This is a genomic window from Enterococcus sp. M-BR2 (genome assembly GCF_056612775.1).
In genome coordinates this window covers 1,845,342-1,865,438 of sequence record NZ_CM152743.1, presented here as the reverse complement: position 1 = coordinate 1,865,438, position 20,097 = coordinate 1,845,342, and the positions used below count along the sequence as shown (strand labels likewise).

Annotated in this window: 16 protein-coding genes, 1 pseudogene and 1 other annotated feature; of the genes and pseudogenes, 10 read left to right on the top strand and 7 right to left on the bottom strand. The window is 38.1% G+C overall.

The genetic code is table 11. The features are described from left to right. The first annotated feature begins 2 nt into the window (after positions 1-2). On the top strand, positions 3-1,772 hold the full coding sequence (locus AC1F25_RS09010; protein WP_002292737.1) for an ABC transporter ATP-binding protein: 1,770 nt from the start codon (positions 3-5) through the stop codon (positions 1,770-1,772). A 202-nt stretch (positions 1,773-1,974) separates the two neighbouring features. Here the strand turns inward: AC1F25_RS09010 and mnmM are convergent, their stop codons facing one another. From mnmM to AC1F25_RS08995, 3 genes are read right to left on the bottom strand one after another with little or no spacing between them, the layout of a single operon-like run. After that, positions 1,975-2,541 (bottom strand): tRNA 5-(aminomethyl)-2-thiouridylate-methyltransferase MnmM, encoded by a 567-nt coding sequence (gene mnmM / locus AC1F25_RS09005; protein ID WP_002320153.1) that lies wholly within the window; start codon positions 2,539-2,541, stop codon positions 1,975-1,977. Next, positions 2,541-3,497 carry a tRNA modification radical SAM protein MnmL/YtqA gene (gene mnmL, locus AC1F25_RS09000; protein WP_002285909.1) on the bottom strand — a complete coding sequence of 319 codons (957 nt, stop codon included), beginning with the start codon at positions 3,495-3,497 and terminating at the stop codon, positions 2,541-2,543. The genes mnmM and mnmL overlap by 1 nt, the downstream gene beginning before the upstream one ends. Further along, positions 3,497-4,153, bottom strand: a complete 657-nt coding sequence (locus AC1F25_RS08995) for a phosphatase PAP2 family protein (RefSeq protein WP_104760376.1) — start codon at positions 4,151-4,153, stop codon at positions 3,497-3,499. The genes mnmL and AC1F25_RS08995 overlap by 1 nt, the downstream gene beginning before the upstream one ends. A gap of 368 nt (positions 4,154-4,521) precedes the next feature. Between AC1F25_RS08995 and AC1F25_RS08990 the strand changes: the two genes are divergently transcribed. The 3 genes from AC1F25_RS08990 (at position 4,522) to AC1F25_RS08980 (ending at position 10,635) form a co-directional block, all read left to right on the top strand. Then, positions 4,522-6,528 (top strand): muramidase family protein, encoded by a 2,007-nt coding sequence (locus AC1F25_RS08990; protein ID WP_002310816.1) that lies wholly within the window; start codon positions 4,522-4,524, stop codon positions 6,526-6,528. Between the two features lie 69 nt (positions 6,529-6,597). After that, positions 6,598-6,804: a binding site (T-box leader), on the top strand. Positions 6,805-6,948: 144 nt separating this feature from the next. Then, positions 6,949-9,363, top strand: coding sequence for a leucine--tRNA ligase (leuS, locus tag AC1F25_RS08985; protein ID WP_002374155.1), 2,415 nt, complete (start codon positions 6,949-6,951; stop codon positions 9,361-9,363). Between the two features lie 180 nt (positions 9,364-9,543). Further along, complete coding sequence (locus AC1F25_RS08980; RefSeq protein WP_087063313.1) at positions 9,544-10,635, top strand: FUSC family protein; 1,092 nt, start codon at positions 9,544-9,546, stop codon at positions 10,633-10,635. Positions 10,636-10,818: 183 nt separating this feature from the next. On the opposite strand, the gene AC1F25_RS08975 is transcribed toward AC1F25_RS08980, so the two are convergent. Then, positions 10,819-11,112, bottom strand: coding sequence for an antibiotic biosynthesis monooxygenase family protein (locus AC1F25_RS08975; RefSeq protein WP_002285944.1), 294 nt, complete (start codon positions 11,110-11,112; stop codon positions 10,819-10,821). Between the two features lie 167 nt (positions 11,113-11,279). On the opposite strand from AC1F25_RS08975, the gene AC1F25_RS08970 reads away from it, so the two are divergent. The 5 genes and pseudogenes from AC1F25_RS08970 to celB all read left to right on the top strand — a co-directional run bounded on the left by AC1F25_RS08970 (position 11,280) and on the right by celB (position 15,822). Further along, positions 11,280-11,594 carry a PTS cellobiose transporter subunit IIB gene (locus AC1F25_RS08970; RefSeq protein WP_479994062.1) on the top strand — a complete coding sequence of 105 codons (315 nt, stop codon included), beginning with the start codon at positions 11,280-11,282 and terminating at the stop codon, positions 11,592-11,594. Between the two features lie 20 nt (positions 11,595-11,614). Beyond that, positions 11,615-13,594: a BglG family transcription antiterminator gene (locus AC1F25_RS08965; RefSeq protein ID WP_479994061.1), complete on the top strand. Its 1,980-nt coding sequence runs from the start codon at positions 11,615-11,617 to the stop codon at positions 13,592-13,594. Positions 13,595-13,606: 12 nt separating this feature from the next. Next, positions 13,607-13,933, top strand: a complete 327-nt coding sequence (locus AC1F25_RS08960; RefSeq protein WP_002285954.1) for a PTS cellobiose transporter subunit IIA — start codon at positions 13,607-13,609, stop codon at positions 13,931-13,933. A gap of 15 nt (positions 13,934-13,948) precedes the next feature. After that, positions 13,949-14,467, top strand: a pseudogene (locus tag AC1F25_RS08955) (hypothetical protein). After that, on the top strand, positions 14,467-15,822 hold the full coding sequence (gene celB / locus AC1F25_RS08950; protein WP_479994060.1) for a PTS cellobiose transporter subunit IIC: 1,356 nt from the start codon (positions 14,467-14,469) through the stop codon (positions 15,820-15,822). Before AC1F25_RS08955 ends, celB begins: the two are co-directional and overlap by 1 nt. A gap of 214 nt (positions 15,823-16,036) precedes the next feature. Here the strand turns inward: celB and AC1F25_RS08945 are convergent, their stop codons facing one another. Then, entirely contained in the window at positions 16,037-16,336 is a 300-nt protein-coding gene (locus tag AC1F25_RS08945) for a hypothetical protein (RefSeq protein ID WP_002320520.1), read from the bottom strand. A gap of 159 nt (positions 16,337-16,495) precedes the next feature. Next, complete coding sequence (locus AC1F25_RS08940) at positions 16,496-17,686, bottom strand: IS256-like element ISLgar5 family transposase (protein WP_479994059.1); 1,191 nt, start codon at positions 17,684-17,686, stop codon at positions 16,496-16,498. A gap of 114 nt (positions 17,687-17,800) precedes the next feature. Here AC1F25_RS08940 and AC1F25_RS08935 point away from each other — a divergent pair, with 114 nt between their 5' ends. Next, entirely contained in the window at positions 17,801-18,496 is a 696-nt protein-coding gene (locus tag AC1F25_RS08935) for a hypothetical protein (RefSeq protein ID WP_230311500.1), read from the top strand. A gap of 74 nt (positions 18,497-18,570) precedes the next feature. On the opposite strand, the gene AC1F25_RS08930 is transcribed toward AC1F25_RS08935, so the two are convergent. After that, positions 18,571-20,076 (bottom strand): UDP-N-acetylmuramoyl-L-alanyl-D-glutamate--L-lysine ligase, encoded by a 1,506-nt coding sequence (locus tag AC1F25_RS08930; RefSeq protein WP_087063321.1) that lies wholly within the window; start codon positions 20,074-20,076, stop codon positions 18,571-18,573. Positions 20,077-20,097: the final 21 nt, after the last annotated feature.

The window sequence follows — 20,097 nt, the reverse complement described above, 5'->3', positions numbered from 1 at the left end:
GTATGACTGATTTAATAAAAGCAAGTAAATTTTTCTATCACTATTTGAAGCGGTACAAACTCTCCTTTTTCTTTATCTTTATCACAGTAATTATTGCTACCTATCTACAAGTAAAAGCACCTCAGTATATCGGGGAAGCTTTTCAAGAATTAGCAAATTACGTAGGTGGCTTGATGCAAGGCGTAGACGATAAAAGCAAATTTGTTTCTGTAATATGGAAACTCTTGTTGTTTTATGTATTAGCTAGTGCAGCCAACTTTATCTATAGTATTTTATTCACTCAAGTAGTAGGGAAGTCAACGAACCGGATGCGTATCGGTTTATTCAACAAATTGGAAAAATTGACGATTCGCTTCTTTGATTCTCATCAAGACGGTGAAATTTTAAGTCGTTTTACCAGTGACTTAGATAATATTCAAAATAGTTTGAACCAAGCATTGCTTCAAGTCATCACGAATGCTGTTTTACTTGTCGGAATCTTGATTATGATGTTTCGTCAAAATGTAGAATTAGCTTGGGCTACGATTGCTTCTACTCCAGTAGCTATTTTGATAGCTGTCTTGATTATTCGAAAAGCGCGAAAATATGTGGATCTTCAGCAAGATGAAGTGGGAAAACTGAATGGCTATATGGATGAAAAAATCAGCGGACAACGTGTCATCATCACAAATGGCTTACAAGAAGAAACGATTGAAGGATTCTTAGAACATAATCAAAGTGTTCGCGAAGCAACGTTCAAAGGACAAGCTTATTCTGGCTTACTATTTCCGATGATGCAAGGAATGTCACTAGTCAATACAGCAATCGTTATCTTTTTCGGCGGCTGGTTAGCATTGAATGGCGATTTGGAACGTTCGGTGGCGTTAGGCTTAGTTGTGACATTCGTCCAATATTCACAACAATACTACCAACCATTGATGCAGATTTCTTCTGGGTACAGCATGATCCAATTAGCAATCACAGGGGCAAGACGATTAAATGAAATGTTTGATGAAAAAGATGAAGTCAAACCAGAAAACGGTAAAGCATTTGATGGAGTGGAACAAGGACTTGCCTTGCAACACGTAGATTTTGGTTATTCTCCAGAAAAACTAGTCTTGAAGGATGTCTCAATCAATGTGGACAAAGGAGAAATGGTTGCTCTTGTTGGACCAACCGGATCTGGGAAAACGACGATCATGAATCTGTTGAATCGTTTTTACGATGTCAATGATGGGTCAGTAGTAATCGATGGAATAGATATCCGAGAGTATGATCTAGATGCATTACGTAGACATGTAGGAATCGTTTTGCAAGAATCCGTCTTGTTCTCTGGCACCATCAAAGACAATATCACATTCGGTAAACCAGATGCTTCAGATGAAGAAATCATCAATGCAGCAAAACAAGCGAACATTCACGACTTTATCATGACGTTAGAAAAAGGGTATGATACAGAGATATCCGAAGAAAACAATTTGTTCAGTACAGGTCAAAAGCAGTTGATCAGTATTGCTCGAACGATCATTACAAATCCATCTTTATTGATTTTGGATGAAGCAACAAGTAATGTAGACACGGTAACAGAAGCAAGAATCCAAAAAGCAATGGATGAAGCCATCAAAGGAAGAACCAGCTTTGTGATTGCTCACCGGCTGAAAACGATCTTGAATGCAGATAGAATCGTTGTCTTGCGTGATGGGGAAGTCATTGAAGAAGGCAGTCATCACGAATTATTAGCAGAAAATGGATTTTATGCGGAACTTTATCATAATCAATTTGTATTTGAATAAAGAGGTTGTGAAAAAGCTTGCATCTGCGGTAATAAGAACAGCCAATCAAAAACAGCTTCTCATGTTTTTGATTTGGTTGGATTTATTACCGCAGATGCAAGCTTTTGAGCACCGTGAATAAAGAGGTTGTGAAATCAACGCTCTAACCTGAGTATTAGAGAAAAAAACGCAAAACATATCATTTATGTTTTGCGTTTTTTATTTATCTTTTTTTCTCAATACAATATAAAATAGGCGGCTGGTTCTTTTGGTTGATAAACCGATAATTCAGCACATTATATGTTTCCTGTGGCAGTTTGGAACAAAAAGAATCAACCATATCCAGTTCTTTTTCTCCGCCTTCATGACCATAGTAGACAACAAGGATCAATCGTCCGCGAGGCACAAGTCGTTTCAATATTTCTTCCATAGCTGTGCGTGTAGTCTCTGGCATAGTGATGATTGCTTTATCACTTTTTGGGAGATACCCTAGATTGAAGATCCCTGCTTTGAGATCTTGTTGTTCAGCTATCACTTCTCCTAACGTTTCGTGGCCTTGTAGAAACAATGAGACACGTTCTTCTAACTGATGCTGTTCTAGCTTTTCACGAGTAGCATCGATTGCTTGTTGCTGGATATCGAAACTATAGACATGACCAGTTTTTCCGATGTGTTCTGCTAGAAAAACCGTATCGTGGCCATTGCCCATCGTTGCATCTACGACGTGATCTCCTGGTTGCAAGATTTCTTGCAGTAATGTATGGCTGAAATGCAAAGCAGTTTGCAACATCAGACACTCACCTTTTTCCGTACATCATATTTTCCTTGGAAGCTATCTCTGCGAAGAAGTTCTTCATCAATTGCATTCAAGACTTCCCATTTTTTTAAGCTCCACATTGGTCCAATCAAGGAATCCCACGGCGCATCCCCTGTCAAACGATGGATGATGATCTCTTTTGGTATCATTTCCAGCTGGTCGCAAATGACATTGACATAGTCAGGACGACTCATTAATTGAAGTCGACCTTCATGATAGTCTCGCAACATTCTCGTTTTGCGCATCAGATGCATCAAATGGAGCTTGATTCCTTGGATATCGGAATCTAAAATAGTGCGTCTGACATTTTCTTTCATCATCTCTAAACTTTCGCCTGGTAATCCGTTGATCAAATGCGTACAAACACGGATATTATGTTTGCGTAATTTAGCCACGCCATCTAAATAAGTTTGATAATCATGTGCACGGTTGATCAGCTTTGAAGTTTCTTCAAAAGTTGTTTGCAATCCAAGTTCTACCCATAAATACATTCGCTCGTTCAGTTCAGCAAGGTAATCAACTACTTCATCTGGCAGACAATCCGGTCGTGTACCGACTGATAATCCTACGACACCTGGTAAATTGACTACTTGCTCAAATCGTTCTTTGATTATCTCAACTGGCGCATGGGTGTTTGTAAAATTTTGGAAATAAACGATGTATTGTTGGACATGAGGCCATTTTTGATGCATCATGTCGATTTCTTTCTGGAATTGGATTGGAAGTGGATCTTCAGGTGCAACAATCATATCACCCGAACCAGATACACTGCAAAAAGTACAACCGCCATGGGCAACAGTCCCATCTCGATTCGGGCAGTCGAACCCTCCATCAATCGGCACCTTGAAAATTTTCCCGCCAAACTCATTTCGTAAAGCATAATTCCAAGAATGATATCTTTTATTTCCTTCTGAATAAGGAAAAGTCATTAAAAGTCCTTCTTTCTGTAAGAGTTATCTATTTGTTTTCTTTTTTCTCTATACACTGGATAAGTCAGGCACAGCCAAGAAAGACTGAGTAAGTAGCCGCCGATGATATCAGTAGGAAAATGAACACCCAGATAAATGCGGCTTATCCCAACACTTACTATAATAAACACCATCAGCAATTGAAGCAATGTACGTAAGGTTCTTTTTTGAACAAAAGCTGGCAGCAGAAATAGGAAGGAGCCGTAAAGAATCATACTGCCTGCTGCATGTCCACTAGGGAAACTGTAACTTGTTTCAACCACTAAGTGTGTCAATGAAGGGCGCTCTCGCATGAAAAATAGTTTGATCAACGGGTTGATGATTCCAGCAATTACAATAAATCCAGAAACGAACCAAACTGTTCCTGCCCTTTTTTTCTTATACCACATCCATAAAGCCGTACAAGCAAATAAAATGATGACGGTAAGAGGATTACCGAATTTAGTCATAAAGAGTTGGTAGCTGTTCAGATTAGGATAAGAAGCTCTGACAATGTCTGTAAACCACTGATCGAAACCAGAAAGCCACGACAGATGGAACTTTACGATCCAGCCCAAAATAAAAAACAGGACAAGAAAGAAGCTGCCAGTCACCTGAAATGATGTTTTATATTTCATACAATTCCTCCTTTGAAGCAATGACTTATTATAGCATTTTTGGTCCAGTGAAAAAAACGGTAAAGAGATAAAACCAGTGTATGATCCCTCTTTGAATAACCAATATTCTTATAAAAAAATAACTGTAATCGGAAAGACATTTTTTGGTAATACAAATGAAATGTTAGGAAAATAAAATCAGTGTTTATCGAAATCCTTGTAAATAAGAACATAGATGTAGGAAGAACTTGAAAATGAACAGAAGTTGTTCATTACGGTAAATTACAATATGATTACAAAAAACAACAAAGCTCTTAAATAACTTTTAATAAATATTAAGAGAAGTTATAATTATTAATAATAGATAAATTGAAGTTGGAGGATAGAAGATGGAAAACATTGCAAGAAAAGAACGGAGACGTTTAGAACAGACTAAACGTTTTCGAAAAGCAAAACGAGGGGCAGCAATCGTGGGAACTGCGATGGTAGGCTGTTCTGTCGCTGCTCCATTAGTACAGCCGGTTCCTGTTCAAGCGGATGAAACACCTGTTCAGTTCGGCGCAAGAATCAATACAGCGGCATTTATCACAGAAATTGCTACTTATGCGCAGCCAATTGCTCAAGCCAACGATTTGTATGCATCAGTGATGATCGCACAAGCAGTTGTAGAAAGTGGTTGGGGCAGTAGTGCGTTATCGCAAGCACCTTATTATAATCTTTTTGGGATAAAAGGCAGCTATCAAGGACAAACCGTCTACATGGATACGCTTGAATTTTTAAATAATCAATGGGTAAATAAAAAGGAGCCTTTCCGACAATATCCTTCTTTTGCTGAATCGTTCAATGACAATGCCTATGTACTTAGAAATACTTCATTTGGCAACGGTTATTACTATGCCGGTACTTGGAAGAGCAACACGAGATCCTATACAGATGCGACAGCTTGTTTGACAGGTCGTTATGCAACAGACCCTGGTTATGCAAGCAAATTAAATAATATCATCACGACTTACGGATTGACCCAATATGATACACCAGCTAGCGGAAACGCGGGCGGTGGAGCCACTACAGGTGGTAATAATACTGGAAGTACAGGTAGTACTAGCGGTTCAAGTAATTCTGGTAATACAAACTCAGGTTCAGCAACTTCGACCACTTATACTGTTCAATCTGGCGATTCTGTTTGGGGAATCTCCAATAAATTCGGTATTACAATGGACCAATTGATTCAATGGAACAATATCCAAAACAATTTCATTTATCCAGGACAAAAACTAACGATCAAGGGTAGCCAAGAAAATGGCTCTTCGACGAATAATTCTGGTAACAATACCAATTCTTCAGGAAATGCTGGTACATCAAATGGAGGACAAACAACTGGGGCGAAATATACTGTTCAATCTGGCGATTCTGTTTGGAAGATCTCAAATGATCACGGAATTACGATGGCTCAATTGATTGAATGGAACAATATCAAGAATAATTTTGTTTATCCAGGACAACAGCTGATCGTATCAAATGGCGGTTCTTCTAATACTGGAGCAAATACTGGCAACACAAGTGGTTCAAATTCGTCTAACTCAAGTTCTTCTAATACGGCTTCAGGAACGAAATACACAGTGAAAGCCGGAGACTCTGTTTGGAGTGTCTCCAACAAATATGGAATTACGATGGCTCAACTGATCCAATGGAACAACATCCAAAATAACTTTATTTATCCAGGACAACAACTGACTGTTTCAAACAGTGGGTCAACAAACAGCGCATCAAGTAATACAGGTTCGTCAGCCAATACAAATAACAGCAGTTCAGCTAATACTGGCAGCAGTTCGTCTCAAGGCACTTATACAGTCAAGGCGGGTGAATCTGTTTGGAGCGTAGCAAATAAAAACGGCATCACGATGAATCAGCTGATCGAATGGAATAATATCAAAAACAACTTTATTTACCCAGGACAGCAATTGATCGTTAAAGGCGGCAATTCAACAAATACCAATACAGGTTCAACTACTTCGGCAGCGAAACCAAATACACCGAATACGTCAGCTACAACAAGTACATCATCCTCTGGCAATACGATGTATACCGTGAAAGCAGGCGAGTCAGTTTGGAGCGTAGCGAACAAACATCATATCACGATGGATCAGTTGATCGAATGGAATAATATCAAAAATAATTTCATCTATCCAGGACAACAAGTGATCGTGAAGAAAGGCTCGTCTCAAACAACAAACCAACAATCACCTGCTGGTTCGAAAACCTATACTGTGAAATCTGGAGAATCTGTTTGGGGCGTTGCTGACAGCCATGGTATTACAATGGCTCAACTAATCGAATGGAACAATATCAAAAACAACTTTATTTATCCAGGTCAAACATTGATTGTAGCTAAATAAAATAGCTGTTCAAAGAAATAACGATTGAATTCCACAAAAATATTTGTTACTATAAGGCTACTTAAATATGACAACACTTGAAAAGGAAGTAGTAAAAAGACTGAAGTTTCAGAGAGCACATGGTTGGTGAGAATGTGCACGGATGCTTTTGAACTCGCCTTTGAGTTGCCCTTGCTGAATATTCGAGTAAGCAGGTGGCGGTGACGGCCGTTACAACGTTCGAGGCCTTTTCATTAAGGTAAAAATAGGTGGTACCGCGTAGATTACGTCCTATAAAAAGAGCAATCTTTTTATAGGATTTTTTTATTTCTTTTGTGAAGTTTGAGAAAACAAAGTAAAAGAAAACAAAAAGAAACAGATTCTGCCGGTTTTTTCGCTATAATAGAAACAAGCGTTTTTAATAGAACAGGAGGACAGAAAATGAGTTACAATCATAAAGAAATTGAGAAAAAATGGCAAAAATACTGGGCAAAAACGAATACCTTCAACACCCATGATGATCCTGAAAAACCAAAATTTTATGCACTGGATATGTTTCCCTATCCATCCGGACAAGGGCTCCATGTAGGGCATCCTGAAGGTTATACGGCAACGGATATCCTTTCCCGTGTGAAAAGAAGTCAAGGATACAACGTACTGCATCCAATGGGGTGGGATGCATTCGGCCTACCTGCAGAGCAATATGCGTTAGATACAGGAAACGATCCGGCTGAATTTACCCAAAAAAATATCGAAACATTCCGACGCCAAATCAATTCTTTAGGATTTAGTTATGACTGGAATCGCGAAGTGAATACAACTGATCCAGAGTATTACAAATGGACACAATGGATCTTTACAAAGCTTTATGAAAAAGGCCTGGCTTATGAAGCAGAAGTAGCGGTAAACTGGGTACCTGAATTAGGAACAGTTATTTCAAATGAAGAAGTGATCGATGGAAAAAGTGAACGTGGTGGCTATGACGTAGTCAGAAAACCAATGCGCCAATGGATGTTGAAAATCACTGCTTATGCCGATCGCTTATTGGATGATCTAGAACTAGTTGACTGGCCAGAAAGCATCAAGGAAATGCAAAGAAATTGGATCGGTCGTTCAGTGGGAGCAAATATTGAATTTAAAGTGGCTGGTACGGATAAATCCTATACCGTGTTTACGACACGACCAGATACTTTATTCGGTGCAACTTACTCGGTTCTTGCACCTGAACTAGATCTTGTTAGAGAAATTACGACCCCTGAACAAAAAGCTGCTGTAGAAGCTTATATCGAAGAGACAGCGAAAAAATCAGATCTGAAGAGAACAGATCTTGCAAAAGAAAAAACAGGAGTATTTACTGGTGCTTACGCAATCAATCCAGTCAATGGCAAAGAAATCCCAATCTGGATCGCTGATTATGTATTAGCTTCTTACGGCACAGGAGCTATCATGGCTGTTCCAGCACATGATGAACGTGACTTTGAATTCGCTCAAACTTTCGGACTAGAGATTCTTCCAGTTATCGAAGGTGGAGATGTTCAAAAAGCTGCTTACACAGAAGATGGTACGCACATCAACTCTGAATTTCTAGACGGTATGAACAAACAAGAAGCAATCGACAAAATGAATGAATGGCTAGAAGAAAATGGCGTAGGGAAAAAAGAAGTCAGCTATCGCTTACGTGACTGGCTATTCTCCCGTCAACGTTACTGGGGCGAACCAATCCCAATCATCCACTGGGAAGACGGAACAGTCACAGCTGTCCCAGAAGAAGAGTTACCATTACGTTTGCCTAAGACAAAAAATATCAAGCCAAGCGGTACTGGAGAATCTCCATTAGCAAATATTGAGGAGTGGGTCAATGTCGTTGATCCTGTAACAGGTAAAAAAGGCCGTCGCGAAACGAATACAATGCCACAATGGGCAGGAAGCTCATGGTATTACCTGCGTTATATCGACCCTCATAACAAAAAAGAGCTAGCAGATTATGAAAAGTTGAAGCGTTGGCTACCAGTTGACATCTACATTGGTGGAGCAGAACATGCGGTGCTTCATTTACTATATGCACGATTCTGGCATAAGTTCTTATACGATATCGGTGTTGTTCCTACAAAAGAACCATTCCAAAAACTATACAATCAAGGAATGATCTTAGGCGAAAACAACGAAAAAATGTCAAAATCTCGCGGTAATGTAGTCAATCCTGATGATGTGGTTGAAACTTACGGTGCAGATACACTGCGCATGTACGAAATGTTCATGGGACCATTAGACGCTTCGATTGCTTGGAGCGAAAATGGCTTAGAAGGAAGCCGTAAATTCTTAGATCGTGTATGGCGTTTGATTGTTGATGAAAACAATAAAATGCGTGACCGTATCACTACATTGAACGACGGCAAACTTGATAAAGTATACCATCAAACAGTAAAAAAAGTGACAGAAGACTATGAAAATCTTCATTTCAATACAGCAATCTCCCAATTGATGGTCTTTATCAATGAAGCCTATAAAGTGGACGCTCTGCCTTATGAATATATCGAAGGATTTGTTCAACTACTCGCACCGATTGCTCCTCACATGGGTGAAGAACTATGGTCTATCCTTGGAAATGAAGGTGGTATTTCTTACGCACCATGGCCAACATATGACGAAGCAGCACTTGTGGAAGACGAAGTAGAAGTTGTTTTCCAAGTAAACGGTAAAGTTCGTGCGAAAAGCAATGTTCCCCGAGACTTAGGGAAAGATGAGCTAGAAAAAGTAGCATTAGCCAATGAAACAGTGCAAGAATATATCGAAGGCAAAACAGTCAGAAAAGTTATTGCGGTACCAAATAAGTTAGTCAATATCGTTGCTAATTAAATAACCTGATAAAAGCAGTTGGCAGAATCTCTGTCAGCTGTTTTTTTGTAAAAAAACATGAATAGAGAAAATAGTTGACAAGAAAATAACAACGCCATATGATGTTCCATAGTATTTACAACCTGTCATAGTTGACTGTAAAAAATATTGAAATAAAAGTAAAAGAAAGGACGACAACAGGTGAATTTTTATCAGTCTCTACAACTAGATCCGTTTATTTTAAAACAAAAAATACGAGAAGCAGCTTCTAAAAAAGAAAAGTGTATGTATATTTGTTCATTGTTTTTACGATCATTATTCATCGTATTGTTTGCCATTTGTTTTATTATTTTCATTACAACATTGTTTGAATCGACGCATAAACCATACGCGGTGGTTTTATTCTGTATGTTGATGAGTATTCGTTTTGTTGATTTTGGTTATAAGATTTCTCATTCGATCATTAGTTTAGCCATCGTTATGCTCTCACTATTAACAGCGCCTTATGTCCAACTGATCAAATGGTCAGCTATGGGCATGTTGATTCATTTTGTTTTACTAAGCAGCATATTAATGGCAACCGCTAGTGATCCCAAAATGGGGAATGCTTCTTTGTACGGCTTTTCATATCTCTTTATTGTTTATTCGTTACCTAAAGATTCGTTGAACAAGAATTTCTTTACACAAACAAGTAGCTTATTGTTTTTGTTTTTTTGTTGGTTTTCAGTTCTCCTTTACAGAAAACATCGAGAAAAGAACAAAGACAAAAGCTTGTTTAAAGAGATTTTTTTGAAAGGCATGTATTCGCAGGAAAAAATTTGGATGCTCATCTATGCATTTGGCATTAGCTTTTTGATTGTTGCAGGAGAGTATGTCCCTTTTCAGCGATTGATGTGGGCAGGGTTTGCATTTTCTTCTATTGTATCTAGCTATGGATTGATGTCGATTGGTTTCAAAGAACGAGCAGTAGACCGAATCATTGGGTCATTGATTGGATGTGCTTTATTTATTGGTATCAGCCAATTTATTCCTTTTAACTGGGTCGGTATATTAGGTGGTCTAGCTTTAGGTGTTTGTTCTACCTATAGATATAAAACAGTTTTTAATTGTTTTGGTGCTTTGGCAATCACTGCCAGTTTATTCGGGGTTCCAGGAGCAGTGTCAATCCGTATCTTTGAGAATGTTCTTGGGGTATGTCTAGGGGTCATGTATATTGGGTTGACTGAAATACTTATCCGAAAAATAAGAGAAAAACATGAAGTGAATCCTTTGGTAAGTTCCACTAAAAAATAATGAAAAAAGTGAAGAAGGGGCTGTGACAAGACTTTTGTCACAGCCTCTTTTTACGAATAAACGGTGTTCCAGAAGTATCTTCTTTGAAAAATGAACCCAAATTTTACAAAAATTTGAGTAGCAATTTTCGTAAATTCCTTCTTGTTTCTTGAAACTGACCATGTCTGTCACAACTTCATTGTTTTAAGGTAGATCAGTGAAACGTTCGACTTTCATTTTTAATTTATACTTTTTACGGAGTTCGTTTATTTGGGCCATCATTTCGGATTTGTGATGCTTTTCGATTGCTTCTTCATCTTTCCAACGGTCGATCAGTAAAAGAGATTCTGGATCTTCTAGTGGAAAGTAATAGTCATATTTCTCGTTTCCTTCTTCTGCGCGAATCGCTTTGACAATGTTTCTTTCGACCATTTCTTCTGCAAATTTTCTGGCTTGTCCATTTGTACTTGTATACAAAATATTCACTGTGATACTCACTAAATCCCCTCCTGAAAAAATTCTATCACTAGTATATCACGGTGCCAGAAATTATTATTCAAGATATGATACACATTTTTTCCGTAATGCTACGGAAATATATATTTTGAATAGAAAACGCTTACAAGTTATGCTTGATTTATAAAAATAAAAGGAGTGATTGATTTATGAAAAAAGCATTGATTATTTGTGCAGCAGGAATGTCATCATCGATGATGGCCTCAAAGACAACGGATTTGTTTAAGCAAAAAGGAGAAGAGGTACTCGTAGATGCAGTTTCAGCTACAGAAGGCGATAATATGATTAAGAATAGTGATTTTGATTTATTTCTGATCAGCCCGCAAACGACGATGTTTTTGGATAAATTCAAAAAATTAGGAGAATCTGTTGGAAATCCTGTTGTTAGTATCCCTTTCCAAGCGTATGTCCCAATCCCTACAGGCATCCAGAAGTTAGCAGAGGTGATCGAAGAGAACATATGATGGAATAGGAGTGGATGATAATGAAACAGAAGGAAAAATTGTTGTTGAGATATTTGATTGATCACAGGAAGGAGTATGTCACCAGTCAACGTTTAGCTTCTGAATTGTTATTATCTGATCGGACAATCCGTAATTACTTGCAGCGGATCAAAGAGTTAGTAGAAGAAAACGGAGGTAAGATCCTTGCTAAACCAGGTTATGGCTACCAACTGCACATCTTGCAGAGATTGACATTTGATCTGTTTTTGAGTCGGCAAGAAATAGTACCGGGATATGCTAGAGAACCTCAAGGATTTTATGAGTCGGAAGACCGACAAAAGTATATATTGAATCAACTGCTTTTGGAAGATGCCATTCTTTTTATGGATGATTTGGCAGAAGAGCTTTATATCAGTCGTTCTAGTTTGACAAAGGACATGCAAGCAATCAAAGAGCGGTTGATTCCTTATTCACTAAAAATTGTTTCTAAGCATGGTCAAGGGATATGGATCGAAGGGGAAGAAAGAAATCGACGGCATTTTATCATGGATACTTTTTTCGGGAACCATTGTGGAAATTCATTGAAAGAATATTTAGGACAAAGTCGCTTTTTCACAGACATCAGTTTTGAAGAGCTAGTGATCATCATTCTCGATGAAACAAGAGAAGCTAAGTTAAAAGTTTCTGATTTTATCATACAGAATTTGTCCTTACACTTGGCTTTGGGAATCAAACGTCTACGAGAAGGGTTTGAAATCAAGGAACTAGGTATCGAACAAGAAGTTTCTGATCGAGTAGAGTACCAAGTGGCGCAACGCATTGTTCAACGTATTGAGGTAATCGCGGATGTATCGTTTCCCCAAGAAGAAATTGCTTATTTGACTTTACACCTTATGGCTAAGTCAAATCATAGAGAAAATAAAAATGATCAGGAACTATCAAAGGAAGTAGTGAAAGTTTTGAAGCGATTGTCTCAGGAATTTCGTTTTTCATTAATAGAGGATCACCAGCTTTTCAATGGACTGCTTGATCATTTGTCACCAATGATGATTCGATTGAGCCGAGGCATTCGCATTGAGAACCCTCTGACTGAAGAGATAAAGAAAGAAAATCCCAAAGTTTTTGAAGCAGTAAAAACACATTTCAGCAACATGCCGGCTTTGAAAAACTATACCATCAATGAAGATGAATGGGCCTATTTGGCTTTGCATCTCATGGCGGCATTGGAAAAAGAAAGAGCTACGCATAAGTTACATGCGTTGATCATCTGCGCAACAGGTTATGGCAGTGCTCGATTATTAAAGAATCGTGTGATCAGCGAATTTGGAAAAAATATTACAGTGGTAAATGTAAAAGGCTATTATGAGATCAATGAAACAACTTTAAAAGGAATCGATCTGATTATTTCTTCTATTGATCTTTCGACAATGTTTTTTAAAATTCCAGTTTTACATGTCAGTATTTTTTTGAATGAAGATGATGTTCATAAAATACGAAAGGTAATTGGTGAATCCATACCTTATCATTCCTCAGATCGACCGATACCAGTATTTTCTCTACAGCAAAAAAAGCAGATTTACACCGAGCAGCTATCTGAAAAATTTTTCAAGACTTATACGTACGAACCAAAAAAAGAAGAAGTTCTTCATGATTTGTTGCAAAAGCTGAGCATAAATGAAGAAGAAAGATATATAAGAGAAATGCGAAAGCAGATCCAGCAACGTGAAAGTATGGGACAAATCATATTCAGTGATACAGTGGCAGTCCCACATCCCGCTGTTCCAGTTGGAATCGAAACAAAGGTAGCCGTTGCATTGATTCCTTCAGGGATGCAATGGTATCAGTATCAAGGAATCCATTTTGTTTTTCTAGTTTCGCCTTCTTATATCGAAAATGAAGGAATTACGGTCGTGACCAAAGCAATCGTTAGGTTAGTTGACCAGCTAAACGTGCAACAGGAAATCTTAGCTGAACCTATTTTTGAGAATTTCAGCAGTAAATTTATCAAACTGATCGAATAAGGAGGAAAACAGGTGGCTGAAAAAATAAACAGTGAAACGCTACAAGTGACGTCTTTTGATATCATTTTTCATAGCGGAAATGCACGAACACTGATACATGAAGCATTTCGCTCGATGCGTAAGGAGATGTTTGAAGAAGTAGAAGAGAAGTTGCGACAAGCAAATGAAGAGATTCTTCATGCGCATCAATCACAAACTCAACTTCTGAAAGAATATGCTAGTGGGACAAAAATAGAAATGGAAATTATCATGGTCCATGCACAAGATCATCTGATGACGACGATGACATTATTGGAAGTTGCACAGGAAATGAATTATTTGTATCAAAAAAATAAATAGAAAGGAAGATTTATTGTGCAGGATACAGTAAAAAAGAAAAACGAATTAGAAAAAAAGCAACTTAGTTTGAAAAACATGTATTTCAATCGTTATCTGTTCGTACGCTATCTGACTGCCTTTTTCTTTTTCATGAACATGCAATGGATGATTCTGCTTCTATCAGCTAAAAGTTTAGGAAGCAGTTTACCAATGGTTCTACTTTTAGCTATTTTGCCTGCAGTAGGAGAATAAGTAAAGCTTTATCGAAAGCACCAAACAAATGTTCCATGGACAAAGCGGTATTTTTTGTTTCAGGGTGTCTGCAATATATTATTGATTCCAGTGTTGTTCACCTCAGGATTTACACTCTTGTATCCTTTTATGGCAAATAACAATAGAGGACAGCTATTTGTTTTCATTCTTATTGTAAGCGGTATTTTTGTCAGTGTATTTATCCAGTATCGTTTAAAGAAAATTTCGCTCAATCAAGATCAGCAGTATATCCGTATAAAACAATATGAAAAAGCGTTGTATTTAGGAAAGGAGAATAATTAATGTTTGATTTTTTGCAGAAATACCTGATGGGACCTATGGGGAAAATTGCGCAACTTAAAATCGTTCGGGCTGTCATGGCAGCGGGGATGGCTTCTATTCCTTTCACGATTGTAGGTTCGATGTTTTTGGTTTTGAATATTTTGCCATTACCGTTCCCATTTTTAGAAGGATTTTTTAATGCAACTTTTTTCAAAGTTAGTGACTTGTACATGATCGTCAATACAATGACGATGGGGATTTTATCTATTTACTTTGCCATTGTGTTTGCTTATGAATTAACGTCAATTGAACGAGATGAACAAAAGTTGAACGTTAATCCGCTCACGGGGGCATTACTATCTGTTTTTGCATTCTTTATGTGTATCCCTGAATTGATCATGACTGATGGTAAAATCAGCTTGATTGCTTCTATCAATGAGACAGAAACTGTAGTAAATGGGATACGGATGGGCTCTTTTGTCGAACGTTTAGGAACTTCAGGAATTTTTACAGCTATTATTATGTCGATTATTGCGGTCGAATTGTATTGTATGTGTGTCAAAAGAAATTGGGTCATAAAAATGCCAGATGTTGTTCCGCCAGGAGTTTCTCGTTCTTTCACTGCTCTGATCCCAACATTTGTCATTGCGTTTGTGGTGATGATCATCAATGGATTATTAGTTGCGCTAGGAACGGATATCTTCAAAATGATTGCTATCCCATTTGGGTTTGTTACGCAGCTGACAAATACGTGGCTTGGTGTCATGGTAATTTATTTCTTGATCCATGCATTGTGGATCGTAGGAATCCATGGAGCGAATATCATCACTTCTTTCTTGACCCCAATCGTATTAGCTAATATGGCAGCTAACGCACAAGGCGCAAATTATCCGTTGGCAGGAGAATTCAACAATTCTTATGTAACCGTTGGTGGATCAGGTGCGACCTTAGGATTGATCATCTTTATTGCATTCCTCGCGAAATCTGATCAGCTGAAAGTGTTAGGAAAAGCCTCTCTTGTACCAGGACTATTCAATATCAACGAACCAATTATTTTCGGGATGCCAATCGTTTACAATCCCTATTTAGCGGTTCCGTTTTTCTTAGCACCGATGGCTTCTGCTACACTCGCTTATTTTGCCATTCGGCTGGAAATCGTTAAACCGATGCTTGCACAGATGTCGTGGCCTTCACCAGTTGGAATTGGCGCATTTGTCGGCAGTGGGGGTGATTGGAAAGCGGCTGTGCTAGCTGTCTTTTGTGCAATCATCGCATTCATTATCTGGTTCCCATTTATTAAATTCTATGATAATAAATTATTGAATGAAGAAAGAGAAAAGGCAGCAGAATTAGCTGGCGAAAAGTCAGCTAACTGATTTCTAAGAGAGTGTGGGACAAAAGTAAAGAAAAACTTTTGTCTCACGCTCTAAACATGTGTAAACGGCGGAAGCAGAAGCAACTCCTTCGGAAATAAGCTGAAATTCACAAAAATTTGAAAAGCAATTTTCGTGAATTCCTTCTTATTTCTTGGAGTTAAACGCTTCTGTCCCAGCCTCTATTTATTATAGTCAATATGATTCGAACGAAGTATCAAGGCAGAATACCGAGCGACTGAAGCAAACCTAGACATGTGAATATCAGATAAACGACTAGAAAAAATAGAGCAACCCTTCCGCCTAAGCGTGCGAAAAACTTAGTCTGATGCTTCCGACTCATCAAGTAAGAAAAAAGTAGCAGTAACCATCCAACAATCGATGCATCAACTGGCAAATGGAGATTTCTAAAAATAACGACCCCCATTTTGCCACTTTGCAAATTCAAAGTTAGAAAAATGACAGAAAAAAGAGAAAGAAAAAAGATACCGTTTGCTAAGTTGAAAAATTTTTTCATAATAACCACCTTTATATTATTGAAAAAATAATAAACATATAGAAAAAATAGGAATAATAAAATATAATTAAAGTATACTAATTAATTAGTATAAATACTATAAATTTTGGGAGCGTCAATAATTTTGTGTAAATGGTTCCTCCCTACTGTAGATTGTTTCTAATTCTCAATCAGTTGGCTTAGCATTTGTTCAAGTTCGCCTTCGGCCTGTTGAAAGCCTTTATGACTGCGACCTAGGAATTTTTGGTTGTAAGTATCAAAAGACGAGACTAAGAAACGTTCCATCGACTCTTCGTTTTGGAACTGTTCCTTGCGGTGGCTGTATTTCTTGATTTGCTTATTAAAGGATTCAATCAAGTTCGTAGAATAAATACTCTTGCGTATGGCCAAGGGGAAATCAAAGAAAGTGAGCAAGTGATCGTTCGAAAGAATCGATTCAACCACTTTTGGATAGCTGGTTTTCCATTTTTTCGCAAAAGCACCACGTGCTTCCAACGCCACCTCTTTAGACGAGGCTTGATACACCATTTTAAAATCATCACAGACTTCCTTACGATTATTGACACGCACTTTGTGACTGATATTACGGGAAACTTGTACACAACAATGTTGAAAACGAGCTTTGGGATAGAACCGACTAATCGCTCCTACCATCCCCTTTAAGCCATCCGTGATGAACAGGAGGACGTTTTTCAAACCGCGCTCTTGAAGGTCCAATAAAATTTCCTCCCAAATCGTGATGGATTCAGTCGGTGCAATCGCATAGCTCAATACTTCCTTTGATCCGTCCGGGCGAATGCCAACTGCGATATGAATAGCTTCCTTGGCGACGGTTTTCCGCTTTAACGGAATATACGTTGCGTCCATATAAATAGCAGCATAACGGTCATGAAGCTCCCGCCCTTTAAACGCCGTTACCTCTTCTGTAAATGATTTTGTTATATTGGACATGGTTTGGGGCGTGTAGTGATGCCCATACATTTTCTCAATCAAGTCTGCGATTTCCGACATGGTAATACCTTTTCGGAAGAGGTGAATGACGGTCTCCTCTAAGGTATCATTCGTCCGTCTATAAGCGGGAACAGTCTGTTGCTTGAACTCGCCGTTGCGGTCGCGCGGAATCTGGAGATGAAGTTCCCCGTACTCGGTCTTGACCGTACGGTCATAGGAGCCGTTACGAGAATTACCCGTGTTAAAACCAATGCGATCGTACTTTTCGTAATCGAGGAAAGCCGTTAACTCCGTTTTGAGAAGCGTATTGACAGCTTTTTCCAAATGGACACGGAATAATTCATTCAAATCGCCTTTGTTCGCTAGAGTCTTTAGAATTTCTGTAGTAAAATCGTTCATATGGAAGTCCTCTTTTCTGTGAATGTGTTGTGGTAACTCTATTCTACAGAAGGGACTTCCTTTTTTCTATTTACACAAAATATTTTACATTCTCTAAATTTTGGAGGTTTTATTATGAAAAATAGTTTTTTTAAAGCTATAGTATTAACAACGTTTGTTTCAATTAATTTAGGGATGGGACCTGTAGTAAAAGCCCAAGAGGTTCAATTTGATACTCAGCAAAGTATGTCTTCAGAAATGCTGTCTAATTTAGAATTAGAAATGAATGAAAAAATTGCGCTTGATTTAAACAAATTTATTAGTGAGAATAAACTAAAAGTAACGATAGAAAATCCGACCGTAGAAATAAATGAAAACGTTATCTATAAAGGGTATAATGAAGAAATAATAAAAGATAAAATTAGTGAAGATATAGAGCAATTTAAAGAAAATTTATATGAAATGACTTTAAACACAGAAAAGACAGATGCAGAAAAGAAAATCATAAATAATGGGAGTTATTATACTGCTCGAGTATGGTCTGGAGTTCCAGCAATAGGGCATGGTTACATAAATCAGGACTTTAGAGTAACTATTTCAGGCGGACGTGTGATAAGTACTAATTTTTTGGGGTCAAGTTATTCTAGCGGATTCTTAATAGGAACATGGTCACATAATCGTTCTTGGGCTGAAACTCGAGGAGGAGGAACTTTATTGGACATATATATGAGAGGAACGTTGCGATATGGCATAGGAGATTTTTCATATAATTATCCGGCAACTTTTCTTGATAATTGTAGAGTCAGTGGTAACAGGCTAGTAAATGTTTAAAACAAAAGACATAGACGGGACGCTATGAAAAGTTTTCTTTTCATAGCGTCCCGTCCACTAGAACATAAATAACATTACTCTTCAATCAACCGCTTCACGATTGCATAATCCCCTTCATAAGGTTCATCTACACCATTGATTTTTTGATAGGGATCAACCCCTTTTCCCGCAATGACGACTGAATCCTGCGGAGTACTTTCTGCTAAAGCACGTCGAATCGCTTCAGGACGGTCCATTTCATAATGAACGATCAATTCTGGATTAGTAATTGCTTCATTGATTTCTTCCGCGATTTTTTGCGGATCTTCAAATGCTGGGTCATCTGCCGTCAAAAAGGCAACGTCAGCTGTTTCTGATAGCACTTTTCCAAAATCATGTCGACGGGAGATTGCTTTGTTTCCTGGGCTGCCTAATACAACAATTACACGACCATCTGGATGTTCATTTTTGGCAAATTCTAGCAATGTTTTCAAACTTAGATAATTATGTGCGTAGTCCACATAGACATGCGCCCCATTTGTTTGGATCAATTGATCCATTCGACCTGGTACACGAGCTTCTTTTAATCCGGCTTGTGCATCTTGACTGGAAGCACCGGTTAGTGCTGCGGCAATGATCGCACTGGCTGCATTTTCTTGATTGAATCCTCCGGCCAGCAAAATATCATAAGCAGTATCGCAGATAGCTAAGTGATCTTGACGAGAAGATAAAGTAAACCCGTGGGTACCTTTGTCTGAATGGATCACTTGATAATTGCTTTCTTCCGAACGGCCATAAGTGATCGTTGGGATCTGGAATAGATCGGCGGTTTCTTTAAGCAAATCAAAATAGTCACTTTCGTGATTCAAAACAACTGTTTTTGAGTTTAAGATCAATTGACGCTTGCAATAGAAATAGTCATCAAATGTCGGATGTTCGATCGGACTGATATGGTCAGGCGAGATATTCAAGAAGATTCCTACATCTAAAGTCAACCCGTACACACGTTGTGTTTTGTAAGCTTGGGAAGAAACTTCCATCACTAGATGAGTCATACCATTTTCAACTGCTTCTTCCATCATACGATATAAATCTAATGACTCAGGCGTTGTTAAATGGGATTTGAAATACGTTTTGCCATCTAGCGTTGTATTCATCGTAGAAAGCAATGCAGTTTTTTTATTCGTTGTGTGATCCAAGATTGCTTTAGTAAAGTACGCAGCAGTTGTTTTACCTTTTGTTCCAGTGAATCCAATCACTTTCAATTTATTTTGTGGATAGTCGTAAAAGGCCATAGCAAGAAGTGCCATTGCTTTACGGATATCCGTCACAATGATTCCTACTGCTGAATTTTCGTATGGCTGCTCTGATACGTAATATTGGATACCTTGTTCGATCGCTGAATCCAAATATTCTTCTTTGAAATTCATTCCTTTACAGAAAAACAGAGTAGAAGCATCAGCTTTTCTTGAATCATAACTTAACTGAAGAAATTCAGCTTTTTCTGGTACATCAAGATGCCAGCCTTTTGTTGAAACAAATTCTTTTAATAGATGTTCTTTTAATAGTAAATGACGGATGTCTTCTAAAGAGAAGCTCATTGATTGATCCCTCGCTTCATT